The 22,212-nt window shown below is 65.3% G+C and carries 15 protein-coding genes and 1 pseudogene; 13 read left to right on the forward strand and 3 right to left on the reverse strand.

The annotated features are described in order from the left end of the window. Positions 1-41 precede the first annotated feature (41 nt). Positions 42-1,550 carry a protein translocase subunit SecD gene (gene secD / locus JWQ81_RS04590; RefSeq protein WP_297537858.1) on the forward strand — a complete coding sequence of 503 codons (1,509 nt, stop codon included), beginning with the start codon at positions 42-44 and terminating at the stop codon, positions 1,548-1,550. Then, positions 1,543-2,688 (forward strand): protein translocase subunit SecF, encoded by a 1,146-nt coding sequence (secF, locus tag JWQ81_RS04595; RefSeq protein ID WP_297537860.1) that lies wholly within the window; start codon positions 1,543-1,545, stop codon positions 2,686-2,688. Before secD ends, secF begins: the two co-directional genes overlap by 8 nt. A gap of 205 nt (positions 2,689-2,893) precedes the next feature. On the opposite strand, the gene JWQ81_RS04600 is transcribed toward secF, so the two are convergent. Continuing rightward, positions 2,894-3,862, reverse strand: a complete 969-nt coding sequence (locus tag JWQ81_RS04600; RefSeq protein WP_297537863.1) for a TIGR03560 family F420-dependent LLM class oxidoreductase — start codon at positions 3,860-3,862, stop codon at positions 2,894-2,896. 657 nt (positions 3,863-4,519) lie between these two features. Here JWQ81_RS04600 and JWQ81_RS04605 point away from each other — a divergent pair. The 10 genes from JWQ81_RS04605 to JWQ81_RS04650 all read left to right on the forward strand — a co-directional run bounded on the left by JWQ81_RS04605 (position 4,520) and on the right by JWQ81_RS04650 (position 19,326). After that, a complete protein-coding gene (locus tag JWQ81_RS04605) occupies positions 4,520-6,730 on the forward strand; it encodes a bifunctional (p)ppGpp synthetase/guanosine-3',5'-bis(diphosphate) 3'-pyrophosphohydrolase (RefSeq protein WP_297537865.1) in 2,211 nt (736 codons plus the stop codon). Further along, entirely contained in the window at positions 6,727-8,010 is a 1,284-nt protein-coding gene (gene hisS, locus JWQ81_RS04610; protein ID WP_297537867.1) for a histidine--tRNA ligase, read from the forward strand. Before JWQ81_RS04605 ends, hisS begins: the two co-directional genes overlap by 4 nt. A 4-nt stretch (positions 8,011-8,014) precedes the next feature. Continuing rightward, on the forward strand, positions 8,015-9,760 hold the full coding sequence (gene aspS, locus JWQ81_RS04615) for an aspartate--tRNA ligase (RefSeq protein ID WP_297537869.1): 1,746 nt from the start codon (positions 8,015-8,017) through the stop codon (positions 9,758-9,760). A 66-nt stretch (positions 9,761-9,826) separates the two neighbouring features. Then, positions 9,827-11,086: a replication-associated recombination protein A gene (locus tag JWQ81_RS04620; protein ID WP_297537893.1), complete on the forward strand. Its 1,260-nt coding sequence runs from the start codon at positions 9,827-9,829 to the stop codon at positions 11,084-11,086. A gap of 4 nt (positions 11,087-11,090) precedes the next feature. Further along, entirely contained in the window at positions 11,091-13,751 is a 2,661-nt protein-coding gene (gene alaS / locus JWQ81_RS04625; RefSeq protein ID WP_297537872.1) for an alanine--tRNA ligase, read from the forward strand. Between the two features lie 70 nt (positions 13,752-13,821). Beyond that, a complete protein-coding gene (gene ruvX / locus JWQ81_RS04630; RefSeq protein WP_297537894.1) occupies positions 13,822-14,250 on the forward strand; it encodes a Holliday junction resolvase RuvX in 429 nt (142 codons plus the stop codon). Between the two features lie 506 nt (positions 14,251-14,756). Beyond that, a complete protein-coding gene (mltG, locus tag JWQ81_RS04635; RefSeq protein WP_297537874.1) occupies positions 14,757-16,184 on the forward strand; it encodes an endolytic transglycosylase MltG in 1,428 nt (475 codons plus the stop codon). Between the two features lie 10 nt (positions 16,185-16,194). Continuing rightward, positions 16,195-17,028 carry a shikimate dehydrogenase gene (locus JWQ81_RS04640; RefSeq protein ID WP_297537895.1) on the forward strand — a complete coding sequence of 278 codons (834 nt, stop codon included), beginning with the start codon at positions 16,195-16,197 and terminating at the stop codon, positions 17,026-17,028. 61 nt (positions 17,029-17,089) lie between these two features. Next, positions 17,090-18,358: a GrpB family protein gene (locus JWQ81_RS04645; RefSeq protein ID WP_297537876.1), complete on the forward strand. Its 1,269-nt coding sequence runs from the start codon at positions 17,090-17,092 to the stop codon at positions 18,356-18,358. A 23-nt stretch (positions 18,359-18,381) separates the two neighbouring features. Next, entirely contained in the window at positions 18,382-19,326 is a 945-nt protein-coding gene (locus tag JWQ81_RS04650) for a D-2-hydroxyacid dehydrogenase family protein (protein ID WP_297537878.1), read from the forward strand. A gap of 57 nt (positions 19,327-19,383) precedes the next feature. Here JWQ81_RS04650 and JWQ81_RS04655 read toward each other — a convergent pair whose 3' ends face one another. Together JWQ81_RS04655 and JWQ81_RS04660 are read right to left on the reverse strand one after the other, a co-directional pair. Next, positions 19,384-20,922 carry an alpha/beta hydrolase gene (locus JWQ81_RS04655; protein ID WP_297537880.1) on the reverse strand — a complete coding sequence of 513 codons (1,539 nt, stop codon included), beginning with the start codon at positions 20,920-20,922 and terminating at the stop codon, positions 19,384-19,386. Next, entirely contained in the window at positions 20,919-21,734 is an 816-nt protein-coding gene (locus JWQ81_RS04660) for a serine hydrolase (protein ID WP_297537896.1), read from the reverse strand. The genes JWQ81_RS04655 and JWQ81_RS04660 overlap by 4 nt, the downstream gene beginning before the upstream one ends. A gap of 270 nt (positions 21,735-22,004) precedes the next feature. Here JWQ81_RS04660 and JWQ81_RS04665 point away from each other — a divergent pair. Next, a pseudogene (locus JWQ81_RS04665) lies at positions 22,005-22,188 on the forward strand (hypothetical protein); the annotation flags it as partial. Between the last annotated feature and the right edge of the window lie 24 nt (positions 22,189-22,212).

Here is a 22,212-nt window from a genome sequence, read left to right on the forward strand (position 1 = left end):
TCGACCGACGACGATCACCCGACGGAAGGTGACCCTACGTAATGCCCCCACAGGTCGGTTCACGGCGATCTCTGATCGTCAGCCTGGTCCTCGTCGTCGCCATCGCCTTCGGTGCATTGGCGGCGACGTTGTCGCTCGGTTGGGGTCCCAAGCTCGGCCTTGACTTAGCCGGTGGGCTGTCGGTGGTCTACAAGCCCGCCACGCCCGCGACGACCTCGGACATGCAAGAGGTCGTCACCATCTTGACCGATCGCGTGGACGGTCTGGGAGTCTCCGGCGCGACCGTCAACCTTCAAGGAAAAGACGTGGTCGTCAGTGTGCCCGGGGTGACGCACGCTCGTGCGGTGCTTCAGGCAGTGGGCCAGACCGCGCAGTTGCTCTTTCGTCCCGTGCTGTGTCAGGCCGCAGTGGGCGCCCACCCGAAGAGTTACGGCGCGAAGCCGCTGCCAGCGTGCGGCGCCCAGTACGCCACGACCGCGGCGAACCTAAACGTCAATCCGTCGACGGGCAACAGCAATCAGATTCAGCCCGACCCGGCCTTCGCGACTATTAAGAGCACCCAGCCTCTCTACGACAACCCCAAGAAAGAAGTAATCCTCCCGCAACTCGGCAACAGTGCCGTGCGTTACGTCTTGGGACCGTCCGAACTCACCGGCAGGGCAGTGAAGAGCGCCGTCGCCCAGCAGAACCAAGTCGGCGCCTGGGTCGTGAACTACACGCTCACCTCGACGGGGAGTCCCGAGTGGGACAAGGTGGCCGAGAAGAACTTTCACGCATTACTGGCCATCGAACTCGACGGAGTCGTTCAGTCGGCGCCATTGATTCAGCCCACCCAGGCGGCGTTCAGCAGTTTCGGCGGCACCGGTGAGATCTCTGGATCTTTCACCGAAGCGTCCGCCAAGACTCTCGCCCTGGCTATGAACTTTGGCGCTTTGCCCGTACGTCTGGACCCGCTCACTACCTTGACCGTGTCGCCCACCCTCGGCCACTCCGCGCTGGTCGCCGGACTCGGCGCTGGCTTGGCCGGTCTCGCGTTGGTCTTGCTGTACACCATTCTGTACTACCGAGCGCTCGGTCTGGTCATCGTGTCTGGTCTAGCGGTCACGGCCGCGTTGCTGTGGGCCATCATTTCGGCACTCGGCCATACGGCCTTCGCGCCCAGTTTCGACTTGGCTGGTGTTACCGGATTGATTGTGTCCATTGGCATTACGGTCGACAGCTACATCGTGTACTTCGAACGATTGAAAGACGAAGCCCGAGCCGGGCGTTCGGTGCGCTCCTCGGTGGATCGTGGTTTTCGCTCGGCCTGGCGCACCGTGTTGGCGGCCGACACCGTCAGCCTGCTCTGTGCCGTCTTGCTGTACATCATCGCGGTCGGTGACGTAAAGGGCTTCGCCTTCTTTCTCGGACTCTCGACCTTGATGGACGTGTTCATTACCTGGTACTTCACGCGTCCACTGGTTATCTTGCTCGGACGTCGGGGTTCGGCGAGCAACTCGGCCCTCTCCATGGCCGCCGGACTGCACGCGGGAGCGCTGGTCAGTGAGTAGCTCGACCGAGACCTTCGCCCCCGGAACGCAGAAGCACTACCGGCGCTTTGGCCGTCTGTATCACGGTCTCACGACGGTCGACTTCGTCGGTCGACGCAGAGTCTGGTTCACGGTCTCGATCGTCATCATCGTGCTGGGTCTTGGATCACTGGTGATTCGTGGATTCAACTTGGGTATTGACTTCAAGGGCGGCAGCTCCTGGGAGGTGCTGGCGCCGAACTCGTCGATTAGCCAAATGACCAATGCGGTCAAGGGCGCGGGGCTCTCGAATCCGACCGTCGAGAAATTAGGCAGCGACACCTATCAAGTTACGGCCGACATCAACAATCTCTCGGGAGCGGCGCAGTCGGCCGTCACCACCAAGGTGGTTAAGGCCATGGCCGGTGCGGCGCACACTAGCGACTTCCAAGTCTCCACCAGCAGCGTCGGGCCAACCTGGGGGGGCCAGATCACCAACAAGGCCATCGAAGCGCTCGTCGTCTTCTTCATCGCTGTCGTCGCCTACATCAGTATCCGCTTCGAGCCCAAGATGGCGGCCGCCGCTTTCATTGCCATGGTCCACGACCTGCTCGTAACGGTCGGCGTGTACTCCCTCTTCGGTTTTCAGATCACGCCGGACACGGTGATCGCAATCCTGACGATTCTGGGCTACTCCCTCTACGACACGGTCGTGGTCTTTGACCGCGTACGCGACAACACCCAAGGCGTGCTGAAGAGCGGAGAGCTGACGTACTCGGACATGGTGAATCTCTCGATGAACCAGACGTTGGCTCGCTCTATCAACACGTCGTTGGTGGCCATTTTGCCGGTGCTCGCGGTTCTCTTGATCGGGGCCGACTTGCTTGGCGCCACGACCTTGCAGAACTACGGCGTGGCCCTCTTCGTCGGTCTCATGAGCGGGGCGTACTCCTCGATCTTTATCGCCAGTCCCTTGCTCGCTTGGATGAAAGAGCGCGAACCTCGCTACCGCGACTTGGCGGCTCGCGTCACCACCCGCAGTGACCGTCGCGTACTCACCGCCACCAGTGCGGCTCTCGCCGGCGCGCAGATGGGCGTGGCCGGAGCCGCGCGCCCCCAGCGGCTCGGGAGCTCGTCGGCGGCCATTCAAGCGCGCGCCCGTAAGCGAAAACGTCGTTAAGGCGCGCAGTGCGAAAAGTGCTTGACGCTGCATTTCTCCAGCGGTCATAAATAATCAATTGGGGACGGACTTTCTAAACCAAGATGACCCGGGAGGAAGTCTTAGTTGGATGCCCTGGGACAAGCGCTCGGTGAACAGGATGAGGAATATCTTTCCCACTCACTTTCATCATCAACTCGGCATAGAGATGCGCGGAGTACTCCGCTCAGCGGAACTCGGGTATCACCTTGGTGGCGAACAGCTCCAGTGACTGCAGGTCGGGCAGATCGAAGAACGACAGCGTGAACCCGGTCACCCCCAAGTCGACCAATCCCTGTATGCGTTCACACACTTGCTCCGGGGTGCCGATCAGACCCGTCGCCCTCCACGTCTCCATGGATATGGGCCTCAATGCTCGAACGCCGTCGGAGATTATCTCCTCCTCCGTCTCTCGAAGATAGGTGTCCCCCGTCCAACTCATCATCATCTCGGACTCGTCGCGCCGGATCTCTCGACACCGGTCTCGTATGAGGGCGAGTTTCGTGGCTACAGTCTCGTCGTCTCCTGGGAAGTTGCAGCGGTCGGCGTGTTCAGCGACCAAGCGCGAACCGTAGCGCTCTCCCCAAGCGCCGATGAGGATCTGCGGATGGGGTTTTTGAAGTGGCTTCGGGTCGCACCTTGCCCCGTCCAACTCGAAGAATTGCCCCTTGTACACGGCGTCGTCTTCGTGCCACATGAGCTTTACGATCTCGACCGTCTCCCTGAGCACCTGAATCCGATCCTTCGGGGCGCGGAACTCGTAACCGTAGGCCCGAAACTCCTCCTCTTGCCATCCAGCTCCTACTCCCCAGATGAATCGGCCGCCGCTGAGCACGTCTAGAGTCGCGCCCATTTTGGCCACCAAGGGCGGGTGGCGGAACGCCGCGCAACTGACCATGTGGCCGAGTTTGACTCGCTCGGTGCGCTGGCTCAGCGCCGTGAGCGTCGTCCAGGATTCGAAAATGTTCGTATTGTCCATGCCGGGGAAGATGTGGAAGTGGTCGGCGACCCAGAGCGCGTCATAGTCGAGACTCTCGGCGAGTTGGGCTACGTCCATCGTGTGGCGCCACTGCTCGCTAGGGTCGGTCATCGGCTTGTACTCAGATCGCCACCCGGTCGGGAGGAACACGCCAAACTCGAGGTGCGGTCTGCTCATCTGTTTTCTCTCTCTCGGCTCGTGCGTGGCCGGAGGCGTTCGCCAATAACCACGGTGCAAGGACCCTGGGTCTCGTCGCGTCCCCCCTGGTCGCCATCGAATACTTTAGCGACCCGAGAACGCGGGCCTAGACCCTGAAGACGCCTGCGCTCGCTAACTGTAGGTGCCAGCCACGAGTCTTTCGCCTCCATCCTTTAGCGCACTGGACCCGCAACTCCTTCGACGCGCAGCTCCGCTCTCACGTCACCCCAGCATTTGCAAGGGCGGGACCAATACCACTAGAAGGAGAGATTCATGTGGCACCACAACACGCTCGAGGGACGGGCGACCTTGCGACTGCCGGTCGTGGCGAGTGGGTTGCTCGACCAACGACAGAACCTCGATTACGGGGCCATGAGATTAAGTGGCTCGCTCGCTTGGCTCGATAAGCAGTTGCTCCAACCGAGGAATGAAACGGTTCTTGACGCTGTCCACCTTCGCCAGTCGCGCGGGGCGACGACATCGACTTCAGTACCACTCGGGATGGTGGAATCGCCCTCCCGTTATGGACTGAGGGAATCGGGAGTTCGGATTGTACGGATCGTGGTGCGGAAGAACGTGGTGCGGAACGTGGGGAACCTTTAAAGCTTGGCGTTAACGCACCGGTAGGCTGAACACATGGTTAGCCTTACGTCGCGCTCCTCCGCCGACGCCGTCTTACTTAGCTCCATCGAGCGTCTCATTGTGCGTTTTCGCGAGCACCATGAATCTGGCGACATCGATCTGATCCGTCGCGCGGGGGTAACGGCGATCAACGCCCACGAGGGCCAGCTCCGGCGAACGGGTGAGCCGTACGTCACTCACCCCATTGGGGTCGCGGGAATCGTAGCTGACCTCGGTTTAGACGAGACGACCATCGCCGCGGCGTTGCTGCACGACGCGGTGGAAGACACCGGGGTGACGACGCAGTGGCTGGCCGACGAATTTGGCGCCCAGGTCTCAGCCGTCGTTGACGGAGTGACCAAGTTGGACCGTTTGGAGTTTGACTCCAAAGAGGCCCAACAGGCGGCCACCATTCGAAAGATGTTCATCGCCATGGCTCAGGACTGGCGCGTCCTACTCATCAAACTGGCCGACCGTTTGCACAACATGCGAACCGTTTCCGTCATGCCCATGCACCGCCAACGAGCCATCGCCCAGGAGACCCTTGATGTCTACGCGCCCCTGGCGCACCGCCTCGGTGTACAGCAGGTGAAGTGGCAGCTAGAGGACCTGAGTTTCGCCACGCTGCACCCGAAGCGTTACGCCGAGATCGAACAGATGGTGGCGGCGCGTCAACCCGAGCGCGAGACCTACCTCGGTGAGGTGATGGAGACTCTCTCTTCGAAACTCGTTGAGTTCGGGATCAGTGCGGAGGTACGAGGTCGACCGAAGCACCTCTGGAGCATCTACGAAAAGATGGTGGTCGGTGGCAAAGAGTTCGACGAGATCTTTGACCTTGTCGGGCTCCGACTGATCGTTGAAGAGGAGCGCGACTGTTGGGCCGCCCTCGGAGCCATTCACGCACTGTGGTCTCCCGTGCAGGGTCGATTCAAGGACTACATCAACTCCCCGAAGTTCAATTTGTATCAGTCCTTACACACCACGGTGATCGGCCCGAGAGGTAAGTCGGTCGAGGTGCAGGTCCGAACCCAAGAGATGCATCGGCGTGCCGAGTTCGGCGTGGCGGCGCACTGGAGCTACAAAGAGGGCGGTTCGGCCAACGAGATGGCCTGGATGCAACGACTCACTGATGTCGAAGAAGAAGAGAACGACCCGATCGCCTTTCTCGAAGCCTTGAAACTCGACCTCGGACAAGACGAGGTCTATCTCTTCACGCCTAAGGGCCGAGTCATTGCGCTCATCGAAGGGGCCACGCCCATCGACTTCGCCTACGCCGTGCACACCGAAGTGGGGCACCGCTGCGTGGGGGCCAAGGTCAACGGTCGCCTGGTGCCATTGGATACGGTCTTGCGCTCGGCTGACGTGGTGGAGATTGTCACGAGCAAAAATGCCAACGCCGGGCCGAGCCGGGACTGGTTGAACATTGCCGTATCGTCTCGGGCCAAGTCCAAGATTCGCCAGTGGTTTCAAAGAGAGCGACGCGACGACGCCATTGAGGGAGGTCGCGAAGAGCTGACCAAGGCCCTTCGCCGAGAGGGTCTGCCCATCGCCACCTCTCTCGCCTCGAGCGCCCTCGACGCGGTGATCACCGCCTTGGGCTTAGAGGATCGCGAGGCGCTTTTCATGTCGATCGACTCCGATCAGATATCCGCTCTCGCCGTGGTGCAGCGACTCGACCGCGAGCTTCGAGGCGGCGACGCCGAGCAGATGCCCACCACGGTGACCAAGGCGCCGCGCTCTAATCGCACGTCGCGACGTTCGGCCGGGGTCTACGTGGAGGGACTGGACGACGTGATGATTCACCTAGCCAGGTGCTGTTCGCCGGTTCCCGGGGACAGCATCATGGGATTCATTACGCAGGGTCGTGGCGTCTCCGTACACCGCGACGACTGTTCGAACGCGGTAGCCCTGGCTGAACGCTTGGGGGAGCGGATCATTGATGTCGAGTGGGACGGCTCGGTCGGGGGTCAGTACCGCGCGGTTTTAGAGATCATGGCGTTCGATCGGTCGCGTCTGTTACTCGACGTCTCTAAGGTCGTGGCCGAGTATCACCTCAACATCATTTCGAGCAGCACCACGACATCGGGTGCGCGCATCGTGCGCATGGTCTTCGACGTCGAACTCGCCGACCCCGAACACCTGTCGAGCCTCTTGGCGGCCCTGAAGGGTGTCGACGGAGTTTTTGACGCCTTTCGACAGCTTCCCGGGCAGAACAAGGCCTCGTGAGCGAGTCGCTCCCGCCCTTTCGGGCGCCCACCGGCACCCACGACGTCCTCGGTCCCGACTCGGCGCTCTGGGAAGGAGTGGTCGCGACTTTCGCGCAGAGCGCCTACCGGTACGGATTCACACTGGTAATGACGCCCCTCTTCGAAGACGTCGGGGTCTTTACGCGGGGTATTGGCGAAGAGAGTGACGTCTTTCAAAAGGAGATGTATATCTTTAAAGACCGCGGGGAGCGTCGCTACGCCCTGCGCCCTGAAGGAACGGCCTCGGTGGTGCGAGCCTTCGTCCAACACCAGCCAACCACGCCCTGGAAGGCCTGGTACGTTACGCCGGCGTTTCGCTACGAACGGCCACAGGCCGGGCGCTATCGCCAGCACTATCAGTTGGGGGTGGAGGTCCTCGGCACTGACGACCCCACCGTCGACGTCGAAGTGATCGCTCTGGCGAACAGCTTCTACCGGGCGATCGGTCTGAAGAATCTGCGTCTCTTGGTTAACTCCATGGGCAACGAGGAGTGCCGCCCGCGCTACATCGAGCTATTGAGTGAGTACTTAGAAGATCACCAAATGGAGCTGTGCGACGAGCACCGTGAGATGTGGCGCCAGAATCCGCTGAGAGTCCTGGACTGCAAGAAGGCGGCCTGTATCAAAGTCACCTCGAGCGCACCGATGTTAATCGATCACCTCTGCGACAGTTGTCGAGATCACTTTGACAAAGTCGTGGCGGGACTGGGCGCGGTCGGCATTGAAAGTTTCTTGAGCCCTCGACTGGTGCGCGGCTTCGACTACTACACGCGTACCACCTTTGAGTTCATCGCGGAGTCGATGGGCAACGCTCAAAACGCCGTGGGCGGTGGAGGACGTTACGACAAACTCTCTGAACAGTTGGGGGGTAAAGCGACGAGCGGCATCGGCTTCGGCAGTGGCGTCGAGCGACTGCTGTTGGCGCGAACGGCCGAAGGGGTTGCCACGCCCCTATTGAAGCGAACACTCGACGTCTTCGTGATCGATACCACGGGGGATGAGTCGGTGATCGCGCTGATCGAACAGCTGCGCGCGGCGGGAATTGCCACCGATCGAGCGTACGACCAACGTTCCATGAAGGCGCAGATGAAGGTGGCGGACAAGTCCGGGGCGCGTTTGGCCCTGCTCGTAGGGCCCGAGGAACTCTTCGCCGGCGAGGTTACGATTAGGGACCTGCGAAGCCAGGACTTTGAGCAGGCGCAACAACGCGTGGCTCGAAGTGAGATCGTATCGACGGTCGCCCATCTAGTGACGAAGTGAAGTGATGATGTCCAGCGATTGTGAAGCCACCAGCCTGCGCGACCTGCTCTGCGGTTCGATCAATGAGAGTCACGTGGGAGAGCGCCTCAGCGTCTGCGGCTGGGTGGCCAAGCGTCGCGAACACGGCGAACACCTCGCGTTCCTCGATATTCGTGATCGCTCCGGCGTAGTGCAGGCTGTCGTCGAGGGATTGGTCGACGTGAAGAGCGAGTACGTAGTCCGTGTCACGGGCACGGTTACGCCGCGCCCCGAAGGCACCGTCAACGTCAAACTCCCCACCGGCGCGGTCGAATTAAGCGACTGCCAGGTGGAGGTGCTGTCACTGGCCGACGCGCCCCCCTTCCAACTCGACGATCGAGTCGATATCGATGAGCAAGTACGACTGCGTTATCGCTACTTGGATCTTCGCCGCGAGGCCATGCAACGAAACCTTCGACTTCGAGCCGTGGTCAACGCCGCCCTCCGTCGAGCGATGGACGCGCAAGGCTTTTGCGAGGTGGAGACCCCCCTGCTGTGGGCTCCCACGCCCGAAGGCGCGCGCGAGTTCGTGGTGCCCTCTCGGCTGCGCCCGAGTGAGTTCTACGTGCTGCCGCAAAGCCCCCAGATCGCTAAGCAACTCCTCATGGTGGGCGGCTTCGATCGTTATTATCAGATCGCTCGCTGCCTGCGCGACGAAGACCTTCGAGCGGACCGACAGTTCGAGTTCACGCAACTCGATCTGGAGGCCAGTTTCGTCAGTCAAGACGACGTCCTTAGCTTCGTCTCGATGGCCGTCCTCGACGCCGCCGAAGTGGCGACAGGAGTCCGACCCGGGTTCATCGAGCGGATGACCTGGGCCGAGGCCCTGGACCTGTACGGCACGGACAAGCCGGACCTGCGATTTGGCATGGTCTTGCACGATCTTTCCGACGTCTTCGAGTCGAGTGAGGTGAAGGCTTTCGCCGCGCCGACGGTCAAAGCCATGCGCGTGGCGCGGGGCGCCAGTTTCGCGCGCTCCAAACTCGACGAGCTCACCGAACTCGCCAAAAGCTTGGGGGCCAAAGGCTTGGCCTGGTTTCGCGTCACGCCAGAGGGACTCGATAGTCCGCTGGCGAAGTTCCTCAGCACCACGGAGAGCGCGGCCATCTCGAGCGTCGACGGGGCGCGGGTCGGTGACCTGGTGCTGGTGGTCGCGGACGAGTACGCACCGGCCTGCCGCGTGCTCGGGGCGCTGCGCGTATCGCTCGGCTCGCCCCCGGTCGGAGAGGGACCCCACCACTACGTGTGGGTCACGGAATTTCCGATGTTTGACGGCGTCGATGACGACGGCAATCTTCAGGCCGCGCATCACCCTTTTACGATGCCGCACCCCGAGGACCTCGCGCTCATTGAGACCGAGCCGTTGAAGGTTCGTTCGCAGGCCTACGATCTCGTCCTTAACGGCTGGGAACTCGGCAGCGGATCCGTGCGCATCCACCGCGCCGACATTCAGTCGCGAATATTCCGAGCCCTCGGCATCAGCGATGACGAGGCGCAGAGTCGATTCGGTTTCTTACTCGGTGCGTTTAGGTTTGGCGCTCCACCGCACGCGGGCTTCGCGTTTGGTATCGACCGATTAGTGGCTATCTTCGCGGGAGAAGAGAACATCCGCGAAGTCATCGCCTTTCCCAAGACGCAGTCGGGAGCCGATCTCATGACGGGAGCGCCCAAGAGCATCACCGAGCGCCAACTACGCGACCTGCACTTGAAATTCGCGCCGAAGGGTTCGTGACCTACGTCGCTCTTTGACGACGCCGGCGATGAGCGCCTTCGCGAACAGGCGCCGCTGGCGGAGCTGCTGCGACCCCGGACGCTCGACGAGATCGTCGGCCACGACCATCTGGTGGGACCGGACGGAGCGCTGCGGCGATTGGTCGAGTCCCAACAGCTGACCTCGATGATCCTGTGGGGTCCCGCCGGCACCGGCAAGACCACCCTCGCACGCGTTCTGGCCCACGCCGCGGACTACGTGATGGAGCCGCTCTCGGCCGTCTCGAGTGGCGTAAAAGACGTACGTGAAGCGATCGCGCGAGCACGGGAGCGGCTCGGCCAGCACGCTCAACGAACCGTGCTCTTCATTGACGAGGTGCACCGCTTTAATAAGGCGCAGCAAGATCTCCTCCTTCCGGCGACGGAGACCGGCGAAGTCGTACTCATCGGCGCCACCACGGAGAATCCTTACTTCGAAGTGAACGCGGCGCTGATGAGCCGCTCGACTCTGTGGCGTCTTCGCCCTCTGAGTGATGACGATCTCGCCATCTTGGTGCGCCGTGGACTCGAGCTGCGCTCGGCCACCATCACCGATGAAGCCTTGGGGGCCATCACCTCGTCCGCCGATGGTGACGCCCGAAGTGCACTGACCACTCTCGACACGGCCATTATTCTCACCCGAGGAGAGGACGAGAGCGCCCCAGTCGAGTTGTCTCACGTGGTACGAGCGCGCGACGGTCGGCTCTACCACCAGTCCGCCGACACGCACTACGACCAGATCAGCGCGCTCATCAAATCAGTGCGCGGCTCGGATCCCGACGCCGCCCTGTACTGGTTAGTGACCCTTCTCGAAAGCGGCGAGAGCGCCCGATTCATCGCCCGCCGCCTGGTGATCTTGGCCAGCGAGGACGTCGGTCTCGCCGATCCCTTGGGCTTGTTGGTGGCCGAGTCGGCGGCGCGTGCGGTTGAGTTCGTCGGACTACCCGAAGCTCGATTGACGCTCTCGCACGCGACCTTGACCCTGGCCCTCTTGCCCAAGAGCAACTCGGTGACGCGCGCTCTGAGCGCCGCGACCGCGGCCGTGCGCTCGGGCGGCCTGGCAGAAGTTCCCGCTCACCTTCGCGACGCGTCGTATCGCAGCGCCGGTCTCCTCGGTCACGGCAACGAGTATCGCTACTCACACGACTATCCCGAGGGGTGGGTCGACCAGCAGTACCTGCCCGATCGTTTTGTGGATGCGACGTTCTACGATCCCTCAACCTACGGCCAGGAGGCCGCACTCGTCGCGCGATGGCGCGCGCGAACGAACCGCTCCCACCAGGACAGACCCGACGCGCCAGTAGAGTGACTCCGTGGAAGCCGCCCAACTTCGCTCAATTTTCCTCGACTACTTCGCCTCCAAGGGCCATACCGTAGTGCCCTCGGCGAGCCTGATTCCCCACGATCCCACCCTCCTGTTTACGGTCGCGGGCATGGTTCCTTTTAAGCCCTACTTCTCGGGCGAAGAGACGGCGCCCTTCGCCCGAGCCGTCTCGGTGCAAAAGTGCTTTCGGGCCTCGGACATCGAAAACATCGGCGTGACCCAACGCCACCTCACTTTCTTTGAGATGCTCGGGAACTTCTCCTTCGGCGACTACTTCAAAGAGGGCGTCATCGAGTTCGCCTGGGGGCTGCTGACGGGATCGGTGGACGACGGCGGTTACGGCCTCGACCCGGATCGGCTCTGGGCGACCGTCTACGAGCACGACGCCGAGACAGCCGCGCTGTGGCGCCGGATCACCGGCCTGCCCTCGGAGCGCATCCAGGTGCGCGGCGGCGAGGACAACTACTGGGACATGGGAATTCCCGGTCCCGGTGGGCCCTGCTCGGAGATCTACTACGACCGCGGCCCGGAGTACGGCCGCGACGGTGGCCCGGTGGTCGACGAGGACCGCTATATCGAGATCTGGAACCTCGTCTTCATGCAGGACATCCGGGGTGAGCTGAGCCCGAAGAAGGGCCACCCGGTCATCGGCGAGCTGCCGAAGAAGAACATCGACACCGGTATGGGCGTCGAGCGCGTCGCGACGATCCTGCAGGGTGTCGAGAACGTCTACGAGACCGACCTGGTGCGCCCGGTGATCGGCAGGGCCGAGGAGTTCTCCGGCCACCGCTACGGCGCCAACCACACCGACGACGTCCGCTTCCGGGTGATCGCCGACCACGCGCGCTCCGGCGTGATGCTGATCGGTGACGGCGTCACCCCCGGCAACGACGGCCGAGGGTACGTCCTGCGCCGGCTGCTGCGCCGCATCGTGCGCTCGACGCGCCTGCTGGGCGTGCACGAGCCGGTGCTGACCTCGTTCGCCGAGGTCGTGCGCGACGCGATGGGCCCGTCGTACCCGGAGCTCGTGAAGGACTTCGGCCGCATCTCCGACATCATGAAGACCGAGGAAGAGGCCTTCCTCTCCACGCTCACCAGCGGGTCGCGCATCTTCGACCTCGCCGCCGAAGGCATCAAGAAGTCCGGCGGCGCCATTCTCGGTGGTGACCAGGCCTTCCAGCTCCACGACACCTACGGCTTCCCGATCGACCTCACCCTTGAGATGGCCGCCGAGCAGGGCCTGTCCGTGGACGAAGAGGGCTTCCGCACGCTCATGAACGAGCAGCGGCAGCGCGCGAAGGCCGACGCCAAGACCCGCAAGACCGGGCACGGCGACCTGTCCGAGTACCGCAAGGTCCTCGAACAGCACGGTGAGACCGACTTCCTCGGCTACACCGAGCTGCAGGCGAACGCGAAGGTCATCGGCCTGCTCGAAGGCGGTCTGACGGTCACGCGGGTCGGCGAGGGCAAGAAGGCCGAGCTCGTGCTCGACCGGACACCCTTCTACGCCGAGAGCGGTGGCCAGGTCGCCGACACCGGCGTGCTGGTCGGCGACGGCGTCGAGCTGAAGGTGCTCGACGTGCAGAAGGTCGTCCCCGGTCTGTTCGTGCACCGCGTCGAGGTCGTCTCCGGCGAGGTCGGCATCGGGACCGAGGTCACCGGTTCGGTCGACGGTTTCCGCCGGTCCGCGATCGAACGTTCGCACTCGGCCACGCACCTCGTGCACGCGGCCGTGCGCAACGCCTACGGCAAGCGCGCCGCGCAGGCGGGTTCGCTCAACGCGCCCGGGCGCATGCGGTTCGACTTCACGTCGTCCGGCGCGGTCTCCGCCGACGTGCTCACCGAGGTCGAGGAGGAGGTCAACGACTACCTCCAGACCGACGTCGAGGTCCAGACCATGGTCACCACCAAGGACAAGGCCCTCGAGATGGGCGCGATGGCGCTCTTCGGCGAGAAGTACGGCAACGAGGTCCGCGTGGTCGACATGGGCGAGTACTCCCGTGAGCTCTGCGGTGGTACGCACGTCGACCGCATCGGCCAGCTCGGCCTGGTGAAGCTCATCGGCGACTCGTCGATCGGCTCCGGCGTCCACCGCGTCGAGGCGCTGGTCGGCACCGACGCGCTGCGTCACGTCCGCAAGGAGCAGCTGCTCGTCTCGCAGCTGGCCGGCACCTTCAAGGTGCCCACCGACGAGCTGCCAGGGCGCATCGACGACATGCTGACCCGGCTCCGCAACGCGGAGAAGGAGATCGAGCAGCTCAAGACGCAGAAGGTGCTCGGTTCGGCCGGTTCGCTCGCGGACTCGGCCGAGGACGTCCACGGCGTCGCTCTCGTGGCGAAGAAGCTGGACGAGGGCATCGACGCCAACGGCATGCGCGCGCTGGCCAGTGAGATTCGCGGCCGCCTGGGCTCGCGCCCCGGCGTCGTCGCGTTGTTCGCTCCGGCGGGCGACAAGGTGAGCTTCGCGGTCGCGACGACGTCGGCCGCCCGGGACAAGGGCATCGCCGCCGGCAAGCTGGTGCCGTCGTTCTCCGGCGCCATCGGCGGGCGTGGCGGCGGCAAGCCGGACATGGCCCAGGGTGGCGGCAGCAACCCGGCCGGTATCGAGCAGGCCATCGCCGCGGTGCGGGCAGCGCTCTCCGTTGGCTGACCCCACACCCGCGAACCGTCGCCCGGATCGGCCCGGGGCGTCCGATCCGGGCCGGGGCAGGCGACTCGGGGTGGATGTCGGCTCTGTCCGGGTAGGGGTGGCTCTGAGCGATCCCGCGCCCATCCTCGCGAGCCCACTCGTTACCCTCCTCCGTGATGAGCGCGACGATTCCGACCTCGACCAGCTTGCCCACCTCGTCACCGAGCACGAGGTGGTGGAGGTGATCGTGGGACTGCCGAGGACATTGGCCGACCGGCAGGGCCCGGCCGCGACCATCGCGATCGACTACGCCGACCGGGTGGCCGCAAGGGTCGCGCCCGTGCCGGTGCGTCTTGCCGACGAGCGGCTGACCACGGTCACCGCTTCACGCATGCTGTCGCAGCGCGGGGTCAAGGGGCGCAAGCAGCGCTCTGTCATCGACCAGGCGGCCGCGGTGGAGATCCTGCAGGCCTGGCTTGACGCCGCCGCCGCGCAGCGCACCAGGGACGGGGAGTCATGACCGATCCCTACAACGGCCCCGATAGCTCTGATGGCCACGACACCCCCGAAAGTCCAGGCGGCCGCCGGCGGCTCAGGCCGCCCGCGCGACCCCCGGCCAGGCGACCCGACCCTGGAGACGCTCCGCCGCCCGCACCCCGGGCTGGACGCCATGCCCGGGCACCCCAGCCGCCGCAGCCGGCGCGGCCGCAGCCGCAGCCGCCGGCGCAGCCTCCCGTGCCACCGGCAGGCCCACTGCCCCAGCCGTCCGGGCGACGCGCTCTCCGGCGGCCTCCGCCCGACGGTCCGCCTTCGCTGCCTCCGTCGCCGCCACGCGCGGCCCCGAGGCAGGACGGGCCTCCGTCGCTCCCTCCGGCACCTCCACGTGTTTCCCGGTCAGACGGGCCGCCTTCGATGCCGCCTGCTCCGCCCCGTGCGGCCCCGCGGCGGGATGGGCCGCCTTCGCTGCCTCCGTCGCCGCCGCGCGCCATGCCCCGGCGTATCCAGCCGGGTGAGGCGAGCCAGGGCATGCCTGTGCAGCCACGCGCCGGGCACCTTCCCCCGCGGCGTCCGGTCCGGGACACGGCGGCCGACCACCCGACCGAGATCATCCATCTCGACGAGGAGCCGGAACTCGCCCGTAGTGCCGCGGACGAGAAGTTCGACGACCAGTTCGACGACGAATATGACGACGAGTACGACGACTTCTACGAGGAGGAAGACGGCGAACTCGACGCGCTGGTAGGCGACGAGTACGACGACTACGACGACGAGGGCGCGGATCCCGAGTACGTCGACGACGAAGAAGCGCCACGCGGACGCCGAAAGGGCGGCAACCGCAAGAAGAAGCGCGCGATCGGTTGGGTCGCCGCACTCGCCGTGATCGTTCTGCTCGGTGGCGGTGCCTGGTACGGCGTCAAGGCGATCTTCGGGTACGCCGACTTCGACGGACCCGGTAGCGGCGACGTCATCGTCGAGGTCGCCGATGGCGACAGCACGAGCGCGATCGGCGCCACGCTCACCACCGATGGCGTCGTCGCCAGTGCCAAGGCGTTCGTCAAGGCCGCCGCGGACAACTCCGCGATCTCGAAGGTCCAGCACGGCTACTACGTGCTCCAGAAGAACATGTCGGGCGCCGCGGCCGTGACCAAGATGGTCGACCCGGCTTCGCACGTCGGCCAGCTGGAAGTCCGCGCGTACACCCAGTTCGACGACAGCACGCAGCCGGGCGGCAAGGTCACGCCGGGCATCTTCTCCTTGATCTCCAAGGCTTCCTGCGCGCCGATGAACGGCACGAACGCCTGCATCTCGGTCGACGACCTCCGCAAGACCGTCGAGAACACCGACCTCGCGACGTTGGGCGTGCCGCAGTGGGCGCTCGACGGCGCCCGCAAGGCTCCGCAGAAGGACCGCGGCCTGGAGGGTCTTATCGCGCCAGGGGTCTACGACGTCAAACCAGGATGGACCCCGGTTCAGGTGCTCTCCTACCTGGTGAAGAACTCGGTGCAGGCGGTGGAGTCGGCCGGGCTGAACGCGCAGTCCACGGTCAACGGGCAGAATCCGTACCAGGTGTTGGTCATCGCTTCGATCATCGAGCGCGAAGCGGTCAAGCAGGACTTCGGGAAGATCTCGCGGGTCATCTACAACCGGCTCGCCAAGGGTACGAAGCTGCAGATGGACTCCACGGTCAACTACCTGCTCGACAAGCCGGTCGTCCTGACCAAACCGGAGGATCGGGCCAAGGCGGGCCCGTACAACACCTATCTGGACGTCGGGCTCCCGCCGACCCCGATTTCGGCACCCAGCCCGGACGCCATCCAGGCCGCGATGCAGCCGACGCCGGGCGACTGGATCTTCTTCGTGAAGTGCGAAACGAACGGCCTCTCGTGCTTCGCCGTGACCGATGCGCAGCACGAGCAGAACAAGAGGGACGCGCAGGCTCGTGGTGTCTATTAGACGTGCCGCGATCCTCGGCAAACCGGTGGCGCATTCGCTTTCGCCGGTGCTGCACGAAGCTGCGTACCGAGCGCTCGGGCTGGACGGCTGGACCTACGATCGCGTCGAGATGGACGCCGGGGGCCTGCCCGGGTTCGTCGACGGGCTGGGTCCGGAGTGGGCCGGCCTGTCCGTGACGATGCCGGGTAAGCGGGCGGCACTGGACTTCGCGGCTGAGGCGACTCCGCGAGCGGTCGCCGTCGGTGCGGCGAACACGTTGGTGCGCAAGGAATCCGGTGGCTGGCTCGCGGACTGCACGGACGTGGACGGTGTGGTCGACGCGTTGCGGATCGCGGGCGGCTACCACCCGAAACCTGGGGACACCGGGCTCGTGCTGGGGGCGGGCGGGACAGCCGCGGCCGCCGTCGTCGGGCTTGCCGCACTGGGTGTCCGCGCTGTCGATTTGGTGGTTCGAGAGCCAGCGCGGGCCGTTGAGACGGTCGAGTCGGCGGAGAAGGCCGGTCTCGTCGTCAATGTCCGGCCTTGGTCCGAAGCGGACTTCAGCGCGTTGGCCGCAAATGCTGCTGTCGTGGTGAGCACGGTTCCGCCGGCCGCCGTCGAACCGATCATCGATGTCCTCGCGGGCGTGCCGTGCCTGCTCGACGTCATCTACCACCCCTGGCCGACCCCGCTCGCCGACGCCGTCGCCGCCCGGGGCGGACAGCTGGCGACCGGGCTGGACATGTTGCTGCACCAGGCTTTTGGGCAGGTCGAGCACTTCACCGGGTTGCCCGCGCCGCGCGAGGCGATGCGTGACGCGCTGCGCTCGGCGACCGGGGGCATCCTTCCGCTGCCGCTCGGATAACCGTTCGCGCAAGATCGGGTTTCTGTTATTCTGGTCGACTGCCTTCTGGAAGGAATGAGTCGTGCCGAAGCCTGACCACGAGCAGTACACCGATGAAGAAATCACTTCCGCCTGGGTCGTCAAGCCGCCGGAACTGAATTCCGGAGTCACTCTCCTCGAATACGACCCGGAGTGGCCGCGCCTCTACGAACGCGAAGCCGAGCGAATACGCGGGGCGCTGGGGGAGCGGGTCGTCCAGCTGGAGCACGTCGGCTCGACGTCCGTTCCGGGGCTGTGCGCCAAACCGATCATCGACATCATGCTCATCGTGCCGGACTCCGCGGACGAGCCCGCTTACCTGCCCGAGCTCGAAGCCGTCGGGTACCACCTGAACATCCGGGAGCCGGACTGGGAGCAACACCGCTGTTTCAAGGGTCCGGACACGAACGTCAACCTGCATGTCTATTCGCCGTCGACCAACCAGATCGAGCGCTACCGGCTGTTCCGTGAGCGGTTGCGGACACACGACGAGGAGCGGGACCTCTACGCGGCCACGAAACGCGAACTCGCCGCCCGGACGTGGAAGTACATCCAAAACTACGCAGACGCCAAGACCGAGGTCATCGACGAAATCATCGGGCGGGCCAAGGCCGAAAGCTCATCGCAGTACGACGACTTCAGCGAGGACTACGCCCGGCACTCGGAACAGAACCCCTACCAGCGGTACTACGACCGGCCCGCGATCCTCGAGCTGGCCGGCCTGGTCGACGGCAAGCGCGTCCTCGACGTCGGTTGCGCTGCCGGATACCTGAGTGTCGCGCTCGCCGACCGGGGCGCGGACGTGCTCGGCATAGACCTCAGCCAGGGCATGATCGACGTTGCGACGCGGCTGGCGGGCGGCAAAGCACGCTTCCGGCGCGGGGATCTGACCGCGCCGCTGGACTTCGTCGAGACCGGGTCACTCGACGTCATCACGGCTTCCCTTGTCCTGCATTACATCGAGGACTGGGCGCCGACGCTGGCGGAGTTCCGGCGGGTGCTGCGCCCTGGCGGGTCGCTGGTCTTCTCGGTGCACCATCCCGAGGACTGGCACTGGTTCGGCCTGGACGACTACTTCCCGACCGAAGCGATCGTCGACGAGTGGGAGGTCGCGGGCCGCACGCAGCAGGTCCGGTTCTTCCGGCGCCCGCTGAGCCGGACGTTCGGCGCGCTGCGTCAGGCGGGTTTCGACGTCGACGAGATCGTCGAGCCGCAGCCGCTGGCCGAATGCGAGACGGAGTTTCCGGACACCTACAAGTCGCTCAGCACGACTCCGCGGTTCCTGTACTTCCGCGCGATCAGTCCTGGCTGACGGCCGGAGGTAACGTGGGGGCCATGAAGATCGCGATCCTCGACGACTACCAGAACGTGGCGCTCGGTTTCGGCGACTGGGACTCCCTGGCCGCCGCAACCGTGGTGTTCACCAGGCCGTTCGCTGACGACGATGAGCTGGTCGAATGCCTCGACGGCTTCGAGGTCGTCGTTGCCATGCGGGAGCGCACGCGGTTCCCAGCGGAGCTGCTGGCCCGGCTGACCGACCTGAAACTGCTGGTCAGCACGGGCAGCCGAAATGCGGCCATCGACGTCGTCGCGGCCGGGAAGTTGGGCATCGTGGTGTCGTCGACCGGCTACCTTCCGCAGCCCGCCGCCGAGCACACGTGGGCGCTGATCCTTGCCGCGGCCAGGAACCTGCCTGCCGAGCTGCGTTCGATGGCCGAGGGCGGCTGGCAGATCGGCGTCGGTACCGGGCTGTCCGGCAAGACGCTCGGGCTGCTCGGGCTTGGCAGGCTCGGCGCGCAGACGGCGAAGGTCGGGCAGGCGTTCGGTATGGAGACGATCGCGTGGAGCCAGAACCTGACGCCAGAGAAGGCCGCGGAGCACGGCGTGACAGTGGTGTCCAAGGACGAACTGTTCGCGCGGGCGGACTTCCTGTCGGTGCACCTCGTCCTCAGCGAACGCAGCCGGGGTCTCGTCGGCGAGGCCGAGCTGGCGCTGATGAAGCCGTCCTCGATACTGGTGAACAGCTCGCGCGGTCCGATCGTGGACGAGGCAGCGCTGCTGGATGCGTTGCGGCGCAAGGCGATCGCCTGTGCCGCACTCGACGTCTACGACGTCGAGCCGCTGCCGTCCGACCATCCCCTGCGCACGCTGGACAACGTCGTGCTGACGCCACACATCGGCTACGTCACGCGTGAGGCGTACGAGATCTTCTACGGCGACGCCGTCGAGGACATCGCCGCTTATGTTGCCGGGGAACCTATTCGGGTCATGGCGGTTTAGGGCTCGTGAGCGTTCCGGCGCGTTCGAACCGGCCGGAACACTCACGAGCCAACCGCGTCAGGTGAACGGCTGGTAGTCGGGTGCGCAGGTCGTGCCTGGGGCGGGCGTGGTGAGGGTGGTGAAGTAGCTGACCATCGCCGCGGTCGCGCATGCGCTGTGGACGTTGAGCGAGGTGTGCCCGTAGCCGTCGACGACGAGCAGCCGTCCGTCGCCGAGCTCGCTCGCCGTCGCCTGCGCGTTGTGCAGGGGGGTCGCCGGGTCGTACCGGTTGTTGATCACCAGGATCGGGTTCGTCCGCGGGCGGTTCCACGGCCCGAGGTAGCGGTCCTCATCGTGGCCCTGCCAGCCGAGGCACTCGGCCATGTTGAACACCGCGCCCAGCGCGAAATACGGCACCCGCGCGGCTTCGCTCGCAGCCAGCTTGTCGTAGTCGGCCGCGGTCGTCGGGTTCTCGCTGTCGACGCATTGCACCGCGAGGAAACCCGTCGAATGTGTCGGCAGGTACGGGTCGAGCAGCGGCGGCTTGGCGGCGGACGCGCCCGCCGACTTGCCGGCGAGCGCGGCGAAGGTCTCGCCGAGCGCTTTCCAGCGTCCGGCCTGGTAGAAGGCGCTGTCGATGTTCTTCAGGAACGTGGGCAGGGTCGTTCCGCCGACCGGTCCCTGGCTCAGGCGCGCGACGATGTCGGCGAACTTCGTCGGCAGGTCACCGCCGGAAAACGCGCACGCGGGTCCCGCTCGGGTGCATTCGGCGAAGAACCGGTTCAGCTCCTCGAGTTGCGCGCCGGCCGTGTCCGCGCGGACGTCGACCGGTTTGCTCTGCTGCCCGGGGTCGCCGGTCGCGTTGGCGACAAGATCCAGCGTGCCGTCCAGGGCGAAGGCGCGGACGTTGCCGGGGAACAGGTTCGCGTACGTCCCGCCGAGGTAGGTGCCGTAGGAGTAGCCGAGGTAGTTCAACGTTTTGTCGCCAACGGCCTGCCGGAGCAGGTCCATGTCGCGCGCGACGTTCGCCGACGACAGGTGGTCGAGCAGCGCGCCCGAGCCGGCCGCGCAGTCCTTACCCGGCGCCGCGGCCGTGGCGTAGAACGCATCGTGCTGGGCCGGCCGCATCGGGTTACCACTCAGCGGGGTGTCGGCTCCGGGGCAGTTGACCGGAGCGCTCGCTCCGATCCCGCGCGGGTCGAAGCTCACCAGGTCGAAGCGTGCGCGGAGGTCCGCGGGGTAGCGTTGTCCGAAGTGGACAAGTTCGCTGACGCCGTCGCTGCCGGGGCCGCCGAAGTTGAAGAACAGCGAGCCGATGCGGTGGGCGGGATCCGTCGCGGGGAGCTTGATCGCCGCAAGGTTCAGACTCGAGCCGTGTGGCTCGCGGTAGCTCACCGGAACGGTCGCGCCCGAGCACTGGAACCCCTGGTGGCACGGCGTCCAGTGCAGGGCGGGGGCGGCGGCGCCGTTGGTGCCCATGGCCGGCGGTGACGTGTCCGCGGACGGCGTCGCGGAAGTCGGCGCGGTCGAGGTCAGCGTGGCCGAGCAGCCGACGAGCAGGCAGACGGCGGTTACTGCGGCTATGGCGGCGAAACCCCGGCGGAGCCGGGACGTCACGCGGAGAGCTCCGCCAGCACAGCATCGGTGTAGGGCGGCCAGTTCTCGGCGGCCCAGGGGCCGAACGCGCGGTCGGTCAACGCGATGCAGGCGGCCTTCGCGACCGGGTCGACCCACAGGAACGTCCCAGACTGACCGAAATGCCCGAACGTCGACGGTGAGCTGTGCGCGCCGGTCCAATGAGGACTCTTGTGGTCGCGCAGCTCGAAGCCGAGACCCCAGTCGTTGGGCTTCTGGTGCCCGAAGCCGGGAAGGACCCCGCTGAGGCCGGGAAAGACGACGGACGTCGCTTCGTGCAGGGTCTGCGGGTCGAGGAGTTTCGGCTCCTGCAGCTCGGTGGCGAACGCGATCAGGTCGTCCACACTCGACACCGCGCCCGACGCGGGCGAGCCCTCGAGCTTGCTGCTGACCATGCCGAGTGGGCCGAACAACGCCTCGGCCTGGTACTCGGCGAACGGGATGCCGGAGTGTTCGGCGAGAGTGTCGGCGAGCACCTCGAACCCGGCGTTGGAATACAGCCGACGGGTGCCGGGCGGCGCCATCGCTTTGTGCGCGTCGAAGGCGAGGCCGGAGGTGTGCGCGAGCAGGTGCCGGACAGTGGAGCCCTCCGGGCCGGCCGGCGTGTCCAGCTCGACGACGCCTTCCTCGATCGCGATCAACGCCGCATATGCCGTCAGCGGCTTGCTGACCGACGCGAGCCCGAACACGCGCCGCGTGTCGCCATACTGGCCCAGCACGTCCCCGGCCGCACTCACCACCGCCGTCGCCGCGTTGTCCACCGGCCACCGCTCGATCGCCCGCACACTCTCCATGCCCACCACCCTAGAGCCCGCGAGTTTGCCGCCCATGCACACGTGTCCGCCGTTCATGCACGCGAGTCCCACGCCCAGAGCCGCGAGTCCCACGTTCACGCCCGGCGAGTCCCACGTTCGGAGGTCCGAGTCCCACGTTGGCGGTGGTCGGCTCGGGCGGCCGTAGACGACCTCGTCGACCTGACCGCACCGCGTGGTGATCAACTCGCCCGGGTCGGGCATCCGCCGCAACCGGACCCGGTGCCAGTGTCCATCGAACACCGGGTGCAGCCCGCCAGAGCCGCATACCTCGCGATCTGGCATGACACGCAGGAACCACGCACCGGCGATCTGCCACACACGGTCAAGGGTTTTCCGGATCGATTCGGCGCTCAAGAGTCTGGTCACCGACACCGCGAAGAGGATTGCGGAAGCGGCGATGACGATCTCGCCGCTCGCTTGGCGGGATCGCTGACGCGGCTACGTGGGACTCACCGCC

The sequence above is a fragment of the Amycolatopsis sp. genome, assembly GCF_025464955.1.
Lineage (GTDB): Bacteria > Actinomycetota > Actinomycetes > Mycobacteriales > Pseudonocardiaceae > Amycolatopsis.

Bases quoted from the DNA above. Each gene is read 5' to 3' on its own strand.
- secD (WP_297537858.1), top strand. From the start codon at position 42: ATGCCCCCACAGGTCGGTTCACGGCGATCTCTGATCGTCAGCCTGGTC.
- JWQ81_RS04605 (WP_297537865.1), top strand. From the start codon at position 4,520: ATGGTTAGCCTTACGTCGCGCTCCTCCGCCGACGCCGTCTTACTTAGC.
- JWQ81_RS04600 (WP_297537863.1), bottom strand. From the start codon at position 3,862: ATGAGCAGACCGCACCTCGAGTTTGGCGTGTTCCTCCCGACCGGGTGG.
- JWQ81_RS04660 (WP_297537896.1), bottom strand. From the start codon at position 21,734: ATGGAGAGTGTGCGGGCGATCGAGCGGTGGCCGGTGGACAACGCGGCG.
- aspS (WP_297537869.1), top strand. From the start codon at position 8,015: ATGATGTCCAGCGATTGTGAAGCCACCAGCCTGCGCGACCTGCTCTGC.
- mltG (WP_297537874.1), top strand. From the start codon at position 14,757: ATGCCTGTGCAGCCACGCGCCGGGCACCTTCCCCCGCGGCGTCCGGTC.
- JWQ81_RS04650 (WP_297537878.1), top strand. From the start codon at position 18,382: ATGAAGATCGCGATCCTCGACGACTACCAGAACGTGGCGCTCGGTTTC.